Consider the following 18543-nt stretch of genomic DNA (forward strand, 5'->3'; position numbering starts at 1 on the left):
GCAGGCTTCCGGTATGAACACCCCGCCAGATGTGTTCACCCCGGCCAAGCTCGGCCCGGTGACATTGCGCAACCGCATCATCAAGGCCGCCACGTTCGAGGCGTCGACGCCGAACGCGCTGGTCACCGACGACTTGATCCACTACCACCGGCTGCCCGCGGCCGGCGGTGTCGGCATGACCACGGTCGCGTACTGCGCGGTGTCGCCCGGCGGACGCACCGACGGATGGCAGATCTGGATGCGCCCGGAGGCGGTGCCCGGGCTGCGCAGGCTGACCGAGGCCGTACACGCCGAGGGCGCTGCGATCAGCGCGCAGATCGGCCACGCGGGTCCGGTCGCCAACTCCCGCACCAACAAGGCCAAAGCGCTGGCGCCGGTGCGGTTCTTCAATCCGCTGTCGATGCGGTTCGCCAAGAAGGCAACCCGCGGTGACATCGCTGACGTCACCGCGGCGCACGCCAATGCGGCGCGCCTGGCGATCGACGCCGGCTTCGACGCCGTCGAGGTCCACCTCGGCCACAACTATCTGGCCAGTTCGTTCCTCAGCCCGCTGATCAACCACCGCAAGGACGAGTACGGCGGATCGCTGGAGAACCGGGCCAAGGTCGCGCGCGGGGTGGTGCGCGCCGTGCGCGACGCCGTGGACAAGTACGGGGCCAACCAGATCGCGGTGACCGCGAAGCTCAACATGACCGACGGGGTGCGCGCGGGCATCCCGCTCGAGGAGTCGCTGCAGACCGCCAAGTGGCTCGAGGAGGACGGCGGCCTGGACGCGCTGGAGCTCACCGCGGGCAGCTCGCTGGTCAACCCGCTGTACCTGTTCCACGGCGACGCGCCGGTCAAGGAGTTCGCGAGTGCGTTCAAGCCGCCGCTGAGCTGGGGCATCCGCATGACCGGCAAGAAGTTCTTCCGCGAGTACCCCTACCGCGAGGCGTTCCTGCTGGACAAGGCCAGGAAGTTCCGCGCGGAACTGACGATGCCGCTGATCCTGCTGGGCGGCATCACCAACCGCGAGACCATGGACCTCGCGATGGCCGAGGGCTTCGAATTCGTCGCGATGGGCCGCGCCCTGCTGGCCGAACCCGATCTGCTCAACCGGATCCAGGCCGAGGAGCGCGCCGGTTCGGTGCGCTCGGCGTGCACGCACTGCAACAAGTGCATGGCGACGATCTACAGCCACACCCACTGTGTCGTCACCGGCGCGCCGGACTCGCTGCCCGTGCTGGGCTGACGACGGATCTTGAACCTATAGAGTTGTCCCCGATGAGCCGACCAGCCCCACCTGCGCTGACCGTTCGGTACGAAGGATCCACCCGTACGTTCGCGCCGGGCAACGACGTTGTCATCGGCCGAGACCTCCGGGCCGACGTACGCATCGCCCACCCCCTGATCTCGCGCGCGCACCTGGTGCTGCGGTTCGACCAGGGCCGGTGGGTGGCGATCGACAACGGCAGCCTCAACGGAATGTTCGTCAACGGCAGGCGCGTGCCCGCCGTCGACATCCGCGACGGACAGAGCCTCAACATCGGCAACCCCGACGGTCCGCAGCTGACCTTCGAGGTCGGCAGGCACCAGGGTTCGGCGGGGCGGCCACCGCAGACCACCGCCGTCCCGGTCGCCAGGGCGGCCACCGGCGGCTGGACCCCGTCCGCGCCGCCGGCGCATGCCGCGCCCCCGATGTCGCGCCCGCAGCCGCGCTACCCCACCGGGCCGCAGTCGCCGCCGTTCCCCTCCGGCACGCAGCCGCACTACCCGCCGCCGTCGCACCCGCAGACGCGGCCGCCCGTCACCGGCGCCGCGATGTCGCCGCCGCTGTCCGAGCAGCCCGCCCTCGAGCCGGTCACGCGGATGGGCCCGACCGCGGCCCCGCGCTCCGGAGACGCCGGCAACCTCGCGACCAGCATGCTCAAGATCCTGCGGCCGGGACGGGCTCCGGAGGCCCCCGCCGGGGCGATCAAGATCGGCCGCGCGAGCGACAACGACATCGTCATCCCCGATGTCCTGGCGTCGCGTCACCACGCGTCACTCGTCCCCGCGGCCGGCGGCACCGAGATCATCGACGCGCGCAGCATCAACGGCACGTTCGTCAACGGCGCCCGCGTCGACTCGACGCTGCTGCGCGACGGTGACGTGGTCACCATCGGCAACATCGACCTGGTCTTCAGCGGTGGCACGCTGGTGCGGCGCACGGAGACCGCGGCCGCCACGGCGACCGGCGGGCTGGACGTCCGCGGTGTCACGTGGACCATCGAGAACAACAAGACCCTGCTCGACCACATCTCGCTGACCGCGCGGCCGGGCACCCTGACCGCGGTCATCGGACCGTCGGGCGCCGGTAAGTCGACGTTCGCGCGGCTGGTCGCCGGCTACACCCATCCCACGGCCGGGTCGGTGACGTTCGAGGGCCACAACATCCACGCCGAGTACGCCTCGCTGCGGTCCCGGATCGGGATGGTGCCGCAGGACGACGTCGTGCACGGTCAGCTGACCGTCAAGCAGGCGCTGATGTACGCCGCGGAACTGCGGCTGCCGCCGGACACCACCAAGGCCGACCGCGAACAGGTCGTCATGCAGGTCCTCGAGGAACTCGAGATGACCAAGCACCTCGAGACCCGCGTCGACAAGCTCTCGGGCGGTCAGCGCAAACGCGCGTCGGTGGCGCTCGAGCTGCTGACCGGCCCGTCGCTGCTGATCCTCGACGAGCCGACCTCGGGCCTGGACCCGGCGCTGGACCGGCAGGTCATGACCATGCTGCGCCAGCTGGCCGACGCCGGGCGCGTCGTGCTGGTGGTCACCCACTCGCTGACCTATCTCGACGTCTGCGATCAGGTGCTGCTGCTGGCGCCGGGCGGCAAGACCGCGTTCTGCGGTCCGCCGAGCGAGATCGGCCGGTCCATGGGCACGACGAACTGGGCCGACATCTTCAGCTCGGTGGCCAGTGATCCGGACGGGGCCAATCAGAGGTTCCTCGCGCTCAACGGTCCGCCGCCCGACCAGCCGCCGACCGAGGACGAACCGAGCAATCTCGGCGAACCGTCGAAGACGAGCCTGCGGCGGCAGTTCTCGACGATCGCGCGCCGTCAGATGCGGTTGATCGTCTCCGACCGCGGCTACTTCGTGTTCCTGGCACTGCTGCCGTTCATCATGGGTGTGCTGTCGCTGTCGGTGCCCGGCACCGTCGGGTTCGGCATCCCCGACCCGATGGGCGATGCCCCCAACGAACCCGGCCAGATCCTGGTCCTGCTCAACGTCGGTGCGATCTTCATGGGCACGGCGCTGACGGTCCGCGACCTGATCGGCGAGCGCGCGATCTTCCGGCGCGAACAGGCCGTCGGCCTGTCGACCACGGCCTATCTGCTGGCCAAGGTCTGCATCTACGCGGTGTTCGCGATCCTGCAGTCGTCGATCGTCACCGCGATCACCATCGCGGGCAAGGGTTCGCCCACCCAGGGTTCACTGACGTTCCTGAGCCCCACCGCCGAGTTGTTCGTGGTGATGGCGGCGACGACGGTGACCGCGGCGATGGTCGGTCTGGCGCTGTCGGCGCTGGCGAAGTCCAACGAGCAGATCATGCCGCTGCTCGTCGTCGCCGTCATGAGCCAGCTCGTGTTCTCTGGAGGCATGATCCCGGTGACCGACCGGCTGGTACTCGATCAGCTGTCCTGGTTCACCCCGGCGCGCTGGGGCTTCGCGGCGTCGGCGTCGACCGTGGACCTGATCAAGCTGGTCCCGGGTCCGCTGACCCCGAAGGATGCGCACTGGGAGCACACCGCGTCGGCCTGGTGGTTCGACATGGGCATGCTCGCCGTGCTGTGCATCGGCTACCTCGGATTCGTGCGCTGGAAGATCCGGCTCAAGAGCGGTTAGTTTCAACTTCAACAAGATTCGGCAAATTTACGCACACGCTCAATAGGCGCGGTTATGGTGGTCCCTGTACGCGGCTGACATGCTGATCGGTCAGCCGCTGTTGGAGGGAGTTCCGGTTTGAACGCGCAGGGGGCAACGCTGGTTCGCCGGGATTCGTGGGCGACGCCGGACCTCGCCGAGGCCTACGGACATTTGCAGAGCGAGTACGGCGCGAGCCTGCGGATCCGCGATTCGCGGACCCAGGCGCGCCCGCTGCGCGTCGATCGCCGCCACACCCCCGCCTTCCAGTGCCATGACGTGCGGTTGCCCGCGCAGCTGCAGTTCGACGTCGAGGATCACGGTGCCGTGGTCATCGCCTCGTTGCAGGCCGGCACGGTCACGGCCACCGGCGACGCCCACGGCGTCTCCTATCGCCGTGGCGACGTGTTCTTGTCGACATTCCCCGGTGCCCGCTACCGGTGCCACACCGACCACGCCTGGTCGCATGCCGTGACCATTCCGGTGCGGGTGCTGGCGGAATCGGCCGGCGTCGCCCCGTCGGCGCTGCGGTTCCAGTCGGGCAATCCCGTCAGCGCATCTGCTGCCGAACAGTGGGTGACGATGCTCGACGCCGTCGAACGATTGCTCGCCGATCCGGTGACCGCCAACCCGATCGTGCTCGGCAAGGCCGGCCGCATGCTGGCGGCCAAGGTATTGGAGATCTTCCCCGCCACCAGAACCCCCGGCACCGATCACCCGGGCCGGCTGGTGCCCAACTTCCTGCGCCGCGCGATCGCCTACATGGAGGACAACGCGGCCGCTGACATCGGCATCGCGGATATCGCCGCCGCGGTGGAGCTCACCCCCGACGGCGTGGCGTATCTGTTCCGGCGCCATCTCGGGGTAGGCCCGCTGGAGCACCTGCGCCGCATTCGGCTCGACCACGCCCACCGCGAACTGCTCGACCACACCCCCGATGTGACGACGGTGTACCGGATCGCGGCGCGCTGGGGCTTCCCCCACCTCACCTCGTTCGAGGAGTTCTACTGCCGGTCGTACGGCCAGAACCCGCAGGTGACGTTGCACGCCGGGTGACCGGTAGATTCACAAGGTGACACGTGCGCTGCGAGTGGTCGGGCGGACCGTGGCCGGCGCGCCGGCGACCTTCATGTGGCTGGCGGTCCTCGCCGTCACGACCCGTATCCAGCGCTCCGCGGGCCGCGCCAGATCACAGCTGCTGCGCAACCAGTCGACCAACCTCAACCACCTCTCCCACGAACCCACCCGGGTCCTGGCGGCGAGTCTGTTCTGGCTCGACGGCAGGCAGTGGTGGCCGTACGTGCCGCCGTTCGCGGCCGTCCTGGCCCCGGCCGAACGCCGGCTGGGCACGTGGCGGTGGCTCGTGGTCGGCACCGCCGCCCATGTCGCGGGCACCTACCTCGGCCAGGGCTATCTGCGTCGGTCGATCCGTGCCGAACAGGCGCCGCCGCGGCTGGCCGACGCCCATGACGTCGGCGTGAGCTACTTCCTGCTCGGCGTCGCCGGAACGCTGACGGCCTACCTGCCCCGGCGGCAGCGGGCGCGGGTGCGCGCCGCGGCGGTCGCGGTCCTGACGGCCAACGCGGTGGCGCGCCCGACGTTCACCGAGGTCGGTCACCTGAGCGCCTTTGTGACCGGTCTCACGCTCAGTCCTCTGGCGGTCGACCGCGACAGTCACCCGTATCCGGGTAGACAGGACTATGCGCGCCACTGAGATCAAGGGCCTCGGCGAGGTTGCCGCCGAGGGTGTCACGGTTCTCCGCGACGTCGTCCAAGGGCTGCACACCGGGATCGCCAGCCGGGTGTTCACGTCCGTCGGGCCGGCCGCAAGACCCGTCGAGATCATTCACGATGCGATCGCGCAGACGGTGTACGCGGCGGTCGGCATGGCCGGACAGCGCCTGCCCGAAGCGGTCGGCGCCGTTGCCGCGACACGCCTTCAGGACGACACCCCGATCGACCAGACGCCCGCGGTGGCCGAGGCGATCGCCGCGCTCAACGGCATCTACGGCGACGAACTCGCGGCCAGGGGAAACGCGCTGGCCACGACCATGGCGGTGCGCGTCGGCGGGCGCAGCGTCGACCTCGCGCCCGCGCCGATCGCCGACGCCTTCCCCGACGCGACCAACCGCATCGCGGTGTTCGTCCACGGGCTGTGCCAGACCGAGACGTCGTGGCGCCGCCCGCCGCGTCCGGGCGTCGACGCCCCCGATCCGCGGCCCTACGGCGCCCGCCTGCGTGACGACCTCGGCTTCACCCCGATCGACGTGCGGTACAACACCGGCCTGCACATCTCGAGCAACGGACATGCCCTCGATGAGTTGCTGACGTCGCTGACCGGGGCGTGGCCGGTGCCGGTGACCGACATCGCGCTCGTCGGGCATTCGATGGGCGGCCTGGTGGTGCGCAGCGCCTGCCACTACGGCAGCGAGAACGGCCGGCCCTGGACCGGCAAGGTGCGGCAGGTCGTGTGCCTGGGTTCGCCGCATCTGGGCGCCGACCTGGAAAAGAGCGTCAACGCCGCATCGTGGGCGCTGGCGCGGCTCCGGGAGACCCGCGCGATCGCGGACTTCCTCAACCTGCGCAGCGACGGCATCAAGGATCTTCGGTTCGGCGCGTGCCTCGACGACGACTGGGGTGAGGCGGACCCCGACGAGTTCCTACGCGACCGCTGCGCCGAGGTGCCGTTCCTGGACGGTGCGTCCTACCACTTCGTGGCGACGTCGGCTGCGCCACGGCCGGTGGGACTGGTGTTCGGCGACCACCTGGTGCGGCCGTCGAGCGCGGCCGGCCGGGGCCGGAAGCGGCGCCTCCCGTTCGAGGAGGACAACGGGCTGGTGCTGACCGGTCTGCATCACTTCGACCTGCTCAACCATCCCGACGTCTACGACCGGCTGGTGCACTGGTTGGGTGTCACCGCAACGTGACGAGGTCCGACACGGTGTCCCTGGGCAGGTCGCCGTCGACGACCGCGGTGATCATCATGTTCTGCAGCGTGATGGAGCCGTCGTGGTTGTCGAGGAACGCCGTGTCGGCGGCGTCGCGCCCGGTGGCGATGCGCACCATCGATTGCCGAGGCGCCAGGAGCGTCGCGTCGGCGACGCGCCACTGACCGTCGACGTACGCCTCGGCGACGGCGTGGAAATCCATCGGGTTGCAACCGGGCGCGTAGACCGACACCAGCCTGGCCGGGACGTTGACCGCACGCAGCAGCGCGATGACCAGGTGCGCGTAGTCGCGGCACACGCCCGCACCGGCCAGCAGGGTGTCGGCGGCGCCGTCGATGGGATCGCTCGAACCGGGGACATAGCGCAGGCGGCTGCCGACCCAGGCCGGTACCTTCTCGAGCAGTTCCACCGGGGCGTACCGGCCGAATTCCGTTGCGGCGAAGCCGAAGAACTTGTCGGCCTCGGCATAGCGGCTCGGTCGCAGATACGTCGAGATGTCGATGTCGCGGACCGGCGGCGGGTCGGCCAGGCCGACGACCGTGGCCTGGTACGACGCGACGACCGTGCCCTCCTTCGCGTCGAACTTGTGGATCCTGGTGCCGTGCTCGCCGATGATCTCCTGCGGCTCCACACTTGCGCCGTCGTGGGAGAAGACGAGGCTCTCGGTCACCTCCGCACCGGGCTGGGGGGCGAGCGCGATCTGGAACTCCAGGGTTGTCGGCGCGGTGACCTCGATGGCGAGTTCGGCGCCGACGGTGCGGCTCATGGTGTCGCGGGGCATCCGCACAGTCTCGTCCCCCCGCGGTGTCCCCGCAGCGCGACCCCACCCATCGAATGACACGCGTGTCGACGTGGCGGGATTTGATCGAATCGGTGTTCGAGTACCTAGGGGGCCACTCCTGCGTTCAACGGTCCGCACCGCAGGTCGAACCTCTCCCTGACGGTGTCCAGTGCGCGGCGCTGACGCTCACGCTGCCGACGGTGGGTCAGCATGAACCGGGCCGTCGCCGCCATCCGGCGGGGCAGCGGATACCAGCGGTCGAAGTCGAGCCCGCACTCCGCGAACACCTTCGCGGGCAGCTGATCGGCCATCAGGCTCAGGTTGTACTGCGCCAGCGTCAGCAGCGTGTACGGGAAGGCCGTTCGGGACTTCGCCGTCAGGTCCTGCACGTCCAGTTCGTAGAGCGGGGTGTCGCGCAGCCGGTCGTGCAGCAGCATGTGCGTCATGAAGTAGCCCATGTAGGAGCTCAGATGCATTGTCGCCGAACGAATTTGAATGGACAGCACCGATCCGCCCGGGGACAGGTAGGGCTCATACGGATCGTCGCGGTGGGTGACGTATCCGGTGCAGTTCACGATCCAGCTACCAGGTTCGACGGTGGTGGTCGCACCGCTGCGGAATCGCAGCTCGACGGCGTCACCGCTGTCGACGGCGTCGACGAAGTAGTCCATCAGCACCGACTGCAGCCCGCCGGCGATGGTGCGGCACTCCTGCTCCGACAGCACGCCCAGCAGGAAATTGGCGGTTCCGGGCGTCAGCCACGTGCCGTAACGGGCCCGGTGCCAGCGCCACACGTCGTCTTCGTTGGTGCCGTCGAACCGTCGGGAGGCCTCGACCCCCAGGCTGCTGACCAGGGTGCCGCCGAACCACCGCCGGGCGCCGTCGGGGAAGAACTTGTCGCGACACTGGAAGAACGTGCCGCCCCCGGCGACGAGGTTGACCTCGCGCCCCGGGCAGTGCGTGATCAGCGCGTGGGCGGTGTCCATCGCGGTCTTACCGCCGCCGATGATCCACACGGGGGCTCTGCTGGCACGGATCTCACCGTCGCGGACATCGCAGTAGTCCGGGGAGACCGAGTGCACGCGGTCACTCGACAGCGGAAGCGGATCGTTGGGCGTGATCCGGAAACCGTATGCCTTGACCAGTTTCGCGGCGTCGATCTCCACCACCTGCCCGTCGGCCGACCGGCAGGAGACGCGCACCCGGCCGTCGACCTCATCGTCGTCGACCATGTCCCACCCGAAGAACTCGTCGACGCGCACCCGCGTGCGGATCTCCTCGAGGCAGTGCTGCAGATGGTCGAGCACCTCGTCCTTGGTCGCCAGGTAGGACCGCTCGCGGCCCAGGGTCCAGGTGATGTCGCCCGCGGTGAACATGCCGTGGGGCTGGTGCAGCCGCACGTACGGATAGGTGTCCACCCACATGCCGCCGACGCGCCGTCTGCGGTCGACGAGGATGATGCGCTGATCGGGCGCGAGGTGCCGGCTCGCGGCGAACAGGGCGTTGAGGCCGGCGAGACCGGCCCCGACGATGCAGACATCACAGCGTTCGGTCATGGGCACCTCCCTGAGCGCCAGTATTCGCCCCCGCGGCACGAAAAGACCAGAGGCCGTTGCGAGCTCAAACGCTCCCCGGGGGCACCGGGGCCCACGTGCCGACGGGGGTGACCCGGCCGAACACCTGATCGCCGAAGTGACAGCCGAACCCGTAGGTCTCGGGTGCGCTCAGCTCGTCGAGCAGGCGGCGCCGCGCGGCAAGGACACCGGCGTGATCGGCGTCGGCCGACGAGAACCACTCGGGGTGAGCCAACTGAGCCGGGATGTGGAAGGCATCTCCGAACGCGATGAGCCGTCGGCCGGTCCGGGAGGTGATGACGTACGCCGTGTGCCCCGGCGTGTGCCCTCCGGTCACGATGGCGTGCACCCGCGGGACGATCTCCTCGCCGTCGCTGATCAACTCCAGCGGCGTGTGGGCCAGCTCGCGGAGGACATGAGCCGGGGTGTACCGGTCGCCGCGGAGATCGCCGCCGGCGTACGGCGCCCACTCGGCCGCCGACAGGACGTAGCGGGCGTTCGGAAACGTCTTGTGGCGGGCGGCGAACGCCCGCCCCGCGTGGTCGAAATGCAGGTGCGTGAACGCGACGACGTCGATGTCGTCGGGCCCGCGCCCGGCCGTGGCCAGCACGTCGAGCAGCGCTCCCCGGTCGGCACCGACACCGGCGTCGATGAGTACCGTCGCGGCGCTGCTCTCGACCAGCAGACCACCGGCCGCGACATGCACTCGTCCTGTGGCGCTGAGCATTTCGGGCCGCGCCGACCAGTAGTCGCCCGGAACGCCGGGAAAGAAATCCAGCGGCACGGACAGCACCCCGTCGATCGCATAGGTCGCGATCACGTCGTCGAACCGCAACGACGGCGCGGCCGACGGATCCTCCGGCCGGCCCACCGAAAGGGGCCCCGGTGCGGTCATGCCGCGATGCTCCCGCCACCGTCGGCCCGGATGATCTGGCCGGTGATGTATCCGGCGTCCTCGCCGAGCAGCGCGACGATGGCGTGCGCGATCTCGCGCGGTTGACCGACCCGATGCATCGGGATGGTCTCCAGGAACCGGGTTTCCCGTTCGGAACCGATCGGGCTGCGTTCGCGGTACATCTCGGTTTCGGTCGGCCCCGGCGCGACGGCGTTGACCGTGATGCCGGTCAACGCGAGCTCGTTCGCCCAGATCCGGGTGCAGGCCTCCAGTGCGGCCTTCGCCGCGGCATACGGGGTGCGCTCGGGCGTGCCCAGGGTGGTCAGGGTAGTGACGTTGACGATGCGGCCCCACCCCGCGGCGAGCATGCCGGGCAGGGCGGCCTGCACCACCTGCACGGCGGTGCGTACGTTCAGGTCGTAGGTGTAGGACAGATCGTCCAGGTCGATCGATCCGAGGCGGGCGAACCGCGCGAAGCCGAAATTGTTGACCACCGCGTCGATCGTCACGCCGTCGACGATGCGGTTCAGCACGTCGCCGGTGGCGGCGCGGTCGGTGAAATCGACCTGGTGGAATTCGCCCGGGAAGTCCGCCGGCCAGGATCGTGCGATGCCGATCGGCAGGTCTCCCGCCTCGGCCACGCGGTCGGCGAGTGCTCGGCCGATCCCCTTCGATGCCCCGGTGATCAGTACGCGTTTCGGTGCCATGGTTTCTCCTTCGACGTTCCTGACCGGATCAACGCCGTGGGAAGGTCATTCGGTCATAACACCGTTGTCATGAGTGATGCCGTTTCCGTATCGAAGGAGGCTCCATGCCGACGGTCCTGCAACTCGAATCGTTCGTCACGGTCGTCGACGAACGCGGTTTCACCGCGGCGAGCCGCCGGCTGGGGTTGTCGCAACCGGCGGTCAGCCGCGCCGTCGCCATGCTGGAGAAGGAGCTGGGCCTGCCGCTGCTGGTTCGTGGCCGCAGCGGGGTGACGCTCACCGAGGCCGGGTCGCGGGCGCTGACCCATGCCCGCCACGTGGTGGGGCATCTGGCCTCGATGCGCACCGACATCGCCGTGCTCGCGGGCGATCTCACGGGCACGCTGACCCTGGCGAGCCTGCCCAGCGTCACCGCGAATCTCGTCACGCCTCACCTCCGGGCGTTTGTCCAGCGGCATCCGGCGGTGCGGGTCCGGCTGCTCGAAGGAAGCGAGGAAGAGGTCCGCGACTGGCTGGATCAGGGCGCCGCCGAGGCCGGCGTGGTGAGCCTGCCGATCCGGGGGCTCGACAGCGAGGTGCTCGGCGAGCAGGACATGGTCGCGGTGTTGCCGGAAGCGAACATGCTGGCCGCCGCGGACAGCGTGACCTATGCGCAGTTGGCCACCTACCCGTTCGTTCGCTCGACCGGGGGTTGCGCCGAGGTGTTCACACCGGTCGCCCGCCAGGCCGGTGTCGAATTCGACGTGGCGTTCGAGGCGCGGGACATGTCGGCCGTCCTCGGCATCGTGCAGGCCGGCCTGGGGGTCAGCATCCTGCCGGGGGCGGGCCTGCCTCCGCTCCCCGACGGTGTGGTTGTGCGGCCGCTGGTGCCGAGAACGGTGCGGCAGCTCGGCGTCGCCGTCTCGGCGAGCGCTTCGGCTCCCGCCCGCGCGTTTCTCGCGCAGGTCGCCCGGGGACCCGAGGCGGACTGAGGGAGCCGTCAGCCGCCGTGCACGTCGAGCCCGTGCGCCGCGGCGTACGCCAGCGCCTGGTCGATGTCGATGCGCGCACCGCGCACCGCGGCGGTGGTCCAGAACGTCGGGTCCACCCGGGCGGCACGCAGATCAGCGCCGTCGAACTTGGCGTTCTGCACGCGGACGCCTTGCAGGTCGGCACGCCGCAGCACCGCCTCGCGCAGATCCGCACCGACCAGACTGGCTTCGCGCAGCCGGCAGTCCGACAGGTCGACGCGGCGCAGGTCGCATCCGCCGAGCACCGCCAGCGTCAGGTCCACCTCGACCAGCGTCAGCGGCCGCAGCCGGCATTCGGTGAACACCGATCCCAGCATGCTGCAGTTACGAAAGGTGCTGTGCCACAACGATGTTCGACGGAAGACGCAGTTGCGGAACGCGGACCCGACGTGTTCGGACTCCGACATGTCGACACCGCTGAAGTCGCATCCGTCGAACACCACCCGCTCGGTGCGCAGACGGCTCAGATCCTCGTCGCGGAAGTCCCGTTCGAGGAATTCCTCATCGATCCACTCCGCCACGTCAGCCCGGGAGCGCCGACAGGCTGGTGAGCGAGTACTCGGTGATCGCGATGAGCGCGGCCTTCGCCGAATCGCGGCTGCGGGCGTCGACGGCGATGACGGGGATGTGGTCGGGCAGCGCCAGCGCCTTGCGCACCGCCTCGGTGGAATGCCGCGGCGCGCCGTCGAATTCGTTGATCGCCACCAGGAACGGCAGCTTGCGCGCCTCGAAGAAGTCGACCGCGGCGAAGCTGTCCTGCAGTCGGCGCACGTCGACGAGGATGATCGCGCCGATAGCGCCGCGCACCAGGTCGTCCCACATGAACCAGAACCGCCGCTGGCCGGGCGTACCGAACAGGTACAGCACCAGATCGTCGGCCAGCGTGATGCGGCCGAAGTCCATCGCGACGGTGGTGGTGCGTTTGTCGGGGGTGCCCTCGAGTCCGTCGACACCGGCCGACGCATTGGTGACCAGCGCCTCGGTGCGCAACGGCATGATCTCGGACACCGCACCCACGAACGTCGTCTTCCCGGCGCCGAAGCCGCCGGAGACGACGATCTTCGTCGCGCTCGAGCGCCGCCTCTCAGAGTGCTCGTAGGCCACGCAGTGTCCTTCCTATGAGTTCGCGGCGCTCGTCGAAGGTCGCCGATTCGTCGAGGGTGGTGTGCACCCGGAGATAACCCTGCGCCACGAGGTCCCCCACAAGCACGCGCGCCACGCCGAGGGGCACCGACAAACGTGCAGCGATCTCCGCCACAGACGGCCGCTGCGCGCACAGCCCCAGGATGTCTGCGCGGACGTCGCCGACCGGCCAGCGCGGCAGGCGCGACGATGCGAGCGTTTCGATGGGCGCCTCGAGAGGCAGGTGGACACGGGAATCCGTGCGGCCCGCGGTCAGCGTGTACGGCCGTACCAGGCTGGGTTCAGCGGCAGGTTCCCATTCGTCCACGGCGCGCTCACGAGTGCTGCGGGGTTCGTCGCTGCGACTGCACGACGGTGCCGACCCGCTCGACCAGGATCGCCATCTCGTAGCCGATCTGCCCGATGTCGCAGGCCCGGGTGGCCAGGGTGGCGAGGTTGGAGCCGTCACCGACCCGCATCAGCAGCAGGTACCCGTTCTCCATCTCCACGACGGACTGCAGCACGTACCCGCCGTCGAACAGCTGGGCGGCACCGGTCGACAGGCTCGCGAGTCCGGAGGCGACCGCGGCGAGCTGATCGGCGCGTTCCACCGGCATGTGTTCGCTCGCCGCCATCAGCAGACCGTCGGCGGAGACCAGCACCGCGTGGGACACCCCCGACACGTCGCGGGCGAATCGGGAGACCAGCCAGTCGAGCGATTCGCGCTGCGTCGAACGTGCGGTCATTCGAATTCTGTTCCTCTGGCTTCTCGCGAGTGGGCGCGGCCTGCGTGCACACCACCGAAGTGGCTGCTCATGCTTGCCCGGATGGCCTCCGGATCGCGTTGCGGAGGGCCGCTGACCTCAGCCGCCGATGCTACCTGCTCGTCGGTGTCGTCGCTGCGGTGCGCTCCGCCGTTGCGTCCGCTGCCGGGGACCAGCCGCGCACCCGGTTCGCGCACCGGCAGCCCTTCGTCGGTCCGCTGCAGGACCGGCGCCTCGTCCGCGGCAGCGGCCGCCGACCAGCCGTGATCCCACACCGACTTCCAGTCGAGGTCGGCGCTCTTGCCAAGCTCCGTCGGATCGACCAGCCATTCGGAGAGCATCGACTGGTAGATCGCGTCGTCGGCGCCCGAGGTCGGACTGGGTGCCGGTTCCGGCGCCGGTTCGGGGGCGGGCTCCGGGGCGTGCCGCTCGTGCACCCCGTTGCTGTGCGCCTGTGCGCGCGAGGCGAAGAACGCCGACGTGTCGGTGGGCGCGGGGATCCGCCGCTGCGGCTCAGTGTGCTCCCCCGCCGACCCCGCGATCCCGCTGGCGCCGGGGTCACGCTGCGGCAGCGCACCGAGCTCGCTGTGCCCGTTGAGCTCATGGACGCCGGGTCCGGACCGGTGATGGCGGGCGTGTTCGGCGACCGCCGGTGGCGGCGGTGCGGCGGCATACGGCTCCGCCTGCGGTACGTGGATCTGCTGCGGGGCCTGCGGCGGGATGTCGGTGTGGGCGAGCAGTTCGGCCGGGACGTACACCCCGGCGGTGGTGCCCGAGTTGGGTTCGTCGATGACGGTGGCGCGCAGCCGCACGACGAAGCCGTGCTGTGCGGCCAGCCGTCCCACCACGAACAGGCCCATGTGCCGCGCGGTGTACGGGGTGACCTCGCCGCCGGACTGCAGCCGGGCGTTGGCGACCCGCAGATCGGGCTCGGCCATCCCCAGCCCCGTGTCGCTGACCTCGATGACCAGCCCGCCGTTCCCAGTGTGCACGGCCGACACCCGCACGTCAGAGGTCGGCGGCGAGTAGCGCAGCGCGTTGTCGAGCAGTTCGGCGAGCAGGTGCACCAGGTCACCGGCGGCGGCGCCGACGATGCGGCTGTCCGGGACGGCGGCCGTCACGACACGGGCGTAGTCCTCCACCTCGGAGGCGGCGGCGTTGATGATCGTCGCGACCGGCACCGGGTCGGTCCGGTCGCGCGGGATCGAGGCGCCGGAGAGCACCAGCAGGTTGGCGCCGTTGCGGCGCATCCGGGCGGCGAGGTGGTCCAGGCGGAAGAGGCTCTCCAGCCGTTCGGGATCGTCCTCGTCCCGCTCCAACCGGTCGATGAGCGACAGCTGTTGGTCCACCAGCGACCGGCTGCGCCGCGACAGCGTCTCGAACATGTCGCTGACCTGCAGCTGCAGCCGGGACTGCTCACCGGCCAGCAGGACCGCCTGCTCGTGCAGTTCGTCGACGGCGTGCGCGACCTGGCCGACCTCCTCGGTGGTGTAGACCGGGATGGGCGTGACCGGACCCGGGTCTTCCCCGGCTCGCACGCGGTCGAGTTCGGCGGCCAGGTCCTCGTGGGCGACCTTGAGCGCACTGTCGCGCAGCCGGCGCAGCGGCCGCACGAGCGAACGGGCCACCAGCAGCACGAGGATCAGCGCGGCGACGAACGCCAGGACCACCAGCACGGCGTCGCGGATCGCGGCCGACCGCTCGGCGTCGGCGGCACTGGTCACCGCGGCCGGGATCGCCTCGATGGTGTCGGCGATCATCGAGTCCGCGATGCCGGCGGTCACGGTCTGCGACTGCAGCAGTTCGGGGTTGCCGGGCAGCACCACCGTGGGGTTGGACATCAGCGACATGCGCCTGAACATCTCGCTGCGCAGGGTGTTGGCCTCCGGGGAGGCGCCGCCCAGCAGTTCGGCCATGCCCGACACGGTCGACGGCTCGGTGCCGGCGACCGTGATCATCGAGACGCGCAGTTCGGGTTCGGGGACGTCACCGCCGCGGGTGACGAGCATGTTCTGCATCGCCATCTGGCCGCGCGCGCCGATGGCCCGCGACAGCGCCTCGGCCTGCAGCTGCACGTCCTGTTCGTCGCCGCGGGCCGAACCGGTGATGGCGGTCTCGGCGGTCAGCAGCAGCGGCGCGTAGGCGATGACCCGCTGCCGCAGGTCGATCGAGTTCGCCGTCGTCTTGTTGACCAGGTCCTGGCCTTGGTCGAGCAGCGTGTTCACCGCCAGGCGCACGTCGGGGATGACGTCGGTGGTGTCCAGCTGCTGGCGCAGTGCCGCCTTCGCGGTGTCGAATTCGCTCAACGCCGACTGCGTGTCACCGCCCTCGGTGGCGGCGACGACCGCGGCCTCCAGGGCGGCCATGTAGCCGTTGATGTCGGGGATGAGCTCGCTGCGCTGCGCGGCCGTCTGCAGCTCGCCGGCCTGCTGCAGATTCGCCGCGATGCGGGATCCGCCGAATGCGCCGGCCAGGACCAGCGGCACCAGCACGATCGCGAGCACCTTCCAGCGCACGGGCCAGTTCGCCGGGGACCAGCGCGACGGCCGTTTCGGCGGCGCGGGCGGTGTCTCGCTGTGCTGGGTGAAGGCAGTCATCGGCGCCCGGCCGCGCGGCCGGCTCCGCATGTCAGTACTGAAGCGTCATTCATGGAGGTTTCCTGCTGTTCGCACCGGTTTGCGGGGCGCGGGATCGCGCCTGGTACGCCTGGCAATTCGACGAGTATGACAGCCGCCAGCTGGGGTTTCCACAATTCTTACTGAACAGACAGAGTTCGTGACCAGACCGATGCGCACTCGTGTGGTAAACGGGCAAAGTCCCTGGCGGGCCTGACATCATCGTCGGATGTTCCGGCTGATGTTCTACTCGCCGCGGATCGCGCCCAACACCGGTAACGCGATCCGCATGGTGGCGGGCACCGGATGCGAACTGCATCTGGTGCGTCCGTTGGGTTTCGACCTGTCCGAACCGAAACTGCGCAGGGCCGGATTGGACTATCACGACCTCGCCTCGGTCACCGTGCACGACGATCTCGCGGCCGCGTGGGACGCGCTGCGGCCCACCACGGTGTACGCGTTCACCGCCCACGCAAACCTCTCGTTCGCCGACATCGCCTACCAACCGGGCGACGTGCTGCTGTTCGGGCCGGAGCCCACCGGCCTGGATGCCGAGACACTGGCCGACCCGCACATCACCGCGCAGGTGCGCATCCCGATGCTGGCCGGCCGGCGCTCACTGAACCTGTCGAACGCCGCGGCGGTCGCGGTCTACGAGGCGTGGCGTCAGCACGGGTTCTCCGGCGCCGTGTGAGATCCCCGTCTACCGACCTAAGGTGTCGGCAACCGTCGAACGCCGCGTGAGCAGGAAGTACAGCCCACCTGCGACCAGACTGCCTGAGAGCCAGGAGAAGTCGGTATTGCCCAGCGCCTTGGCCAACGGCCCCTGCATCGCGGGCACCAGCCCGTACTGCCACGCCCAGCCGGCGACGAGCCCCGCCGCCAGGCTGACCAGTCCGCTGACGTTGAACGCGCGGCCCGTCGGCGACGATCCCTCAGCCCGATACAGCGACTCGACGTCGAGCGCACCACGCTGCACGACGAAGTAGTCGACGAGCACGATCGCCGCCCACGGGCTGATCCACACCAGGATCGAGACCATCCACTGGTCGAAGGCGTGCGCAAAACTGTCGGCGTTGACGAAAACCGCCAACACGCCCGAGGCCACCAGCCCGGCTGTCAGCGTGACCTTCCATCGTGCGGCCCGCACGCCGATCGACAGCGCAGCCAGCGAGCACGAGTAGAGGTTGAGGATGTTCGTCGCGATCGGCCCGTGCACCAGCAGCAGAAGCACCGGGATGGCCATCACCCCGAACGTGCTCACCACCAGGGTGGACGGATCGCTGCCGCGGCCCGCACTGGCGAGACACGCTCCCAGCGCGGCGAGCCACACCGTCGGCACGTACATGCCCAGCGATGAGGACCAGAACACCGCCCCGGCGGACGCCGTGACCCGAACGAACCGGCTGTAGTCCGACGCGTAGGGAATCCAGGTCAGACCCCAGCCGATGCCGATCGCCGTCAGCAGCTGGGTGACGGCGGTGACCTTGTCGCCGGCGTCCATCGAGGCGCCGGTCAGGGTCCAGTTCACGTCGGTGGTCGCCATGGCCAGCACGGTCATCACCGCCATCACCAGGACGGTCGCGGGCACGGTGTACTTCTCGAAACTGCGGATCGCGTAGAACCCGTACAGCGCCAGCCCCAACTGGGTCGCCATGATGCCGGCGGCGACGACGACTTCCAGCCACATACCGCCGGTCACGCCGAGTTCGGCCAGCATGGCCAGCGCCAAGTCGAGCACCACCCAGGTGTTGACCCCCACCCAGCCCATCGTCAAGGCGAACTGCACGAGCCCCGGCACGATCGCGCCCTTCATTCCGAAGGGCGCCCGGCCCAGCACCATCTGGTTGACGGCCGTGCGGTGTCCGATGACGTTGAAAACGCCGAATACCGCACATCCGATGACGTTGCCGAGGACGACGACCAAGAGGGTCTCAAGGAGGCTGAGTCCCAACGTGATTCCCAACGCGCCCAGAACCCAGTTGATCGGCGCGATGTTGGCGCCCGACCAGATCCAGAACAACTCCCACGGTGAGCAGTCGCGACTGCGCTCCGGGATCGGGTCGATCCCGTGGGCGTCGAAGGGCACCGCGGCGTCGGCCGCGGAGGATTGCGTGGCTGGTGTGTCAAGCGGGCTGGTCGACATCGCGTGGCTCCTCGGTTGCTGGCATCGATGACATCGAAACAGCGCCGAAGACGGTCGGTGAGTGGATAAACGTCCACTATCGCGCCGCTTGAATGG

17 protein-coding genes are annotated in these 18543 nt (G+C 69.5%); 7 read left to right on the forward strand and 10 right to left on the reverse strand.

Going from position 1 to position 18543, the window contains the following annotated elements; translation table 11 throughout:
- Window positions 1-13: 13 nt before the first annotated feature.
- The 5 genes from G6N30_RS14785 to G6N30_RS14805 all read left to right on the forward strand — a co-directional run bounded on the left by G6N30_RS14785 (window position 14) and on the right by G6N30_RS14805 (window position 6812).
- Window positions 14-1231, forward strand: coding sequence for an NADH:flavin oxidoreductase (locus G6N30_RS14785; RefSeq protein ID WP_134054011.1), 1218 nt, complete (start codon window positions 14-16; stop codon window positions 1229-1231).
- A gap of 32 nt (window positions 1232-1263) precedes the next feature.
- Window positions 1264-3867 (forward strand): FHA domain-containing protein, encoded by a 2604-nt coding sequence (locus tag G6N30_RS14790; RefSeq protein WP_134054013.1) that lies wholly within the window; start codon window positions 1264-1266, stop codon window positions 3865-3867.
- Window positions 3868-3984: 117 nt separating this feature from the next.
- A complete protein-coding gene (locus G6N30_RS14795) occupies window positions 3985-4941 on the forward strand; it encodes a helix-turn-helix domain-containing protein (protein ID WP_134054015.1) in 957 nt (318 codons plus the stop codon).
- Between the two features lie 16 nt (window positions 4942-4957).
- Window positions 4958-5599 carry a rhomboid-like protein gene (locus G6N30_RS14800; RefSeq protein ID WP_134054017.1) on the forward strand — a complete coding sequence of 214 codons (642 nt, stop codon included), beginning with the start codon at window positions 4958-4960 and terminating at the stop codon, window positions 5597-5599.
- Window positions 5586-6812, forward strand: a complete 1227-nt coding sequence (locus tag G6N30_RS14805) for a lipase family alpha/beta hydrolase (protein WP_134054019.1) — start codon at window positions 5586-5588, stop codon at window positions 6810-6812. Before G6N30_RS14800 ends, G6N30_RS14805 begins: the two co-directional genes overlap by 14 nt.
- Here G6N30_RS14805 and G6N30_RS14810 read toward each other — a convergent pair.
- The 4 genes from G6N30_RS14810 to G6N30_RS14825 form a co-directional block, all read right to left on the reverse strand.
- Window positions 6799-7614 (reverse strand): transglutaminase-like domain-containing protein, encoded by an 816-nt coding sequence (locus G6N30_RS14810; RefSeq protein WP_134054021.1) that lies wholly within the window; start codon window positions 7612-7614, stop codon window positions 6799-6801. The genes G6N30_RS14805 and G6N30_RS14810 overlap by 14 nt on opposite strands.
- Before the next feature lie 104 nt (window positions 7615-7718).
- Complete coding sequence (locus G6N30_RS14815; protein WP_134054023.1) at window positions 7719-9170, reverse strand: FAD-dependent oxidoreductase; 1452 nt, start codon at window positions 9168-9170, stop codon at window positions 7719-7721.
- A gap of 64 nt (window positions 9171-9234) precedes the next feature.
- Window positions 9235-10083, reverse strand: a complete 849-nt coding sequence (locus G6N30_RS14820) for an MBL fold metallo-hydrolase (RefSeq protein ID WP_134054025.1) — start codon at window positions 10081-10083, stop codon at window positions 9235-9237.
- Entirely contained in the window at window positions 10080-10790 is a 711-nt protein-coding gene (locus G6N30_RS14825) for an SDR family oxidoreductase (protein ID WP_134054027.1), read from the reverse strand. Before G6N30_RS14825 ends, G6N30_RS14820 begins: the two co-directional genes overlap by 4 nt.
- Window positions 10791-10894: 104 nt before the next feature.
- Between G6N30_RS14825 and G6N30_RS14830 the strand changes: the two genes are divergently transcribed.
- Window positions 10895-11761, forward strand: coding sequence for a LysR family transcriptional regulator (locus G6N30_RS14830; RefSeq protein ID WP_134054029.1), 867 nt, complete (start codon window positions 10895-10897; stop codon window positions 11759-11761).
- A gap of 8 nt (window positions 11762-11769) precedes the next feature.
- Here the strand turns inward: G6N30_RS14830 and G6N30_RS14835 are convergent, their stop codons facing one another.
- From G6N30_RS14835 to G6N30_RS14855, 5 genes are read right to left on the reverse strand one after another with little or no spacing between them, the layout of a single operon-like run.
- Window positions 11770-12321, reverse strand: a complete 552-nt coding sequence (locus tag G6N30_RS14835; RefSeq protein WP_134054031.1) for a pentapeptide repeat-containing protein — start codon at window positions 12319-12321, stop codon at window positions 11770-11772.
- Between the two features lies 1 nt (window position 12322).
- Complete coding sequence (locus tag G6N30_RS14840; protein ID WP_134054033.1) at window positions 12323-12904, reverse strand: GTP-binding protein; 582 nt, start codon at window positions 12902-12904, stop codon at window positions 12323-12325.
- Window positions 12885-13250, reverse strand: a complete 366-nt coding sequence (locus G6N30_RS14845; protein ID WP_134054035.1) for a DUF742 domain-containing protein — start codon at window positions 13248-13250, stop codon at window positions 12885-12887. Before G6N30_RS14845 ends, G6N30_RS14840 begins: the two co-directional genes overlap by 20 nt.
- Window positions 13251-13257: 7 nt before the next feature.
- Window positions 13258-13668 carry a roadblock/LC7 domain-containing protein gene (locus tag G6N30_RS14850; protein ID WP_134054037.1) on the reverse strand — a complete coding sequence of 137 codons (411 nt, stop codon included), beginning with the start codon at window positions 13666-13668 and terminating at the stop codon, window positions 13258-13260.
- Entirely contained in the window at window positions 13665-16283 is a 2619-nt protein-coding gene (locus tag G6N30_RS14855; RefSeq protein WP_407664753.1) for a HAMP domain-containing sensor histidine kinase, read from the reverse strand. The genes G6N30_RS14850 and G6N30_RS14855 overlap by 4 nt, the downstream gene beginning before the upstream one ends.
- Window positions 16284-16530: 247 nt before the next feature.
- On the opposite strand from G6N30_RS14855, the gene G6N30_RS14860 reads away from it, so the two are divergent.
- On the forward strand, window positions 16531-16995 hold the full coding sequence (locus G6N30_RS14860) for a tRNA (cytidine(34)-2'-O)-methyltransferase (RefSeq protein WP_134054041.1): 465 nt from the start codon (window positions 16531-16533) through the stop codon (window positions 16993-16995).
- Between the two features lie 9 nt (window positions 16996-17004).
- Here the strand turns inward: G6N30_RS14860 and G6N30_RS14865 are convergent, their stop codons facing one another.
- Window positions 17005-18447, reverse strand: a complete 1443-nt coding sequence (locus G6N30_RS14865) for a cytosine permease (RefSeq protein WP_134054043.1) — start codon at window positions 18445-18447, stop codon at window positions 17005-17007.
- Window positions 18448-18543 lie beyond the last annotated feature (96 nt).

Origin of the sequence: Mycolicibacterium litorale (assembly GCF_010731695.1) — a bacterium.
Lineage (GTDB): Bacteria > Actinomycetota > Actinomycetes > Mycobacteriales > Mycobacteriaceae > Mycobacterium > Mycobacterium litorale.

Bases quoted from the DNA above. Each gene is read 5' to 3' on its own strand.
- G6N30_RS14785 (WP_134054011.1), top strand. From the start codon at position 14: ATGAACACCCCGCCAGATGTGTTCACCCCGGCCAAGCTCGGCCCGGTG.
- G6N30_RS14790 (WP_134054013.1), top strand. From the start codon at position 1,264: ATGAGCCGACCAGCCCCACCTGCGCTGACCGTTCGGTACGAAGGATCC.
- G6N30_RS14805 (WP_134054019.1), top strand. From the start codon at position 5,586: ATGCGCGCCACTGAGATCAAGGGCCTCGGCGAGGTTGCCGCCGAGGGT.
- G6N30_RS14810 (WP_134054021.1), bottom strand. From the start codon at position 7,614: ATGCCCCGCGACACCATGAGCCGCACCGTCGGCGCCGAACTCGCCATC.
- G6N30_RS14815 (WP_134054023.1), bottom strand. From the start codon at position 9,170: ATGACCGAACGCTGTGATGTCTGCATCGTCGGGGCCGGTCTCGCCGGC.
- G6N30_RS14820 (WP_134054025.1), bottom strand. From the start codon at position 10,083: ATGACCGCACCGGGGCCCCTTTCGGTGGGCCGGCCGGAGGATCCGTCG.
- G6N30_RS14825 (WP_134054027.1), bottom strand. From the start codon at position 10,790: ATGGCACCGAAACGCGTACTGATCACCGGGGCATCGAAGGGGATCGGC.
- G6N30_RS14830 (WP_134054029.1), top strand. From the start codon at position 10,895: ATGCCGACGGTCCTGCAACTCGAATCGTTCGTCACGGTCGTCGACGAA.
- G6N30_RS14850 (WP_134054037.1), bottom strand. From the start codon at position 13,668: ATGACCGCACGTTCGACGCAGCGCGAATCGCTCGACTGGCTGGTCTCC.
- G6N30_RS14855 (WP_407664753.1), bottom strand. From the start codon at position 16,283: ATGACTGCCTTCACCCAGCACAGCGAGACACCGCCCGCGCCGCCGAAA.
- G6N30_RS14860 (WP_134054041.1), top strand. From the start codon at position 16,531: ATGTTCCGGCTGATGTTCTACTCGCCGCGGATCGCGCCCAACACCGGT.
- G6N30_RS14865 (WP_134054043.1), bottom strand. From the start codon at position 18,447: ATGTCGACCAGCCCGCTTGACACACCAGCCACGCAATCCTCCGCGGCC.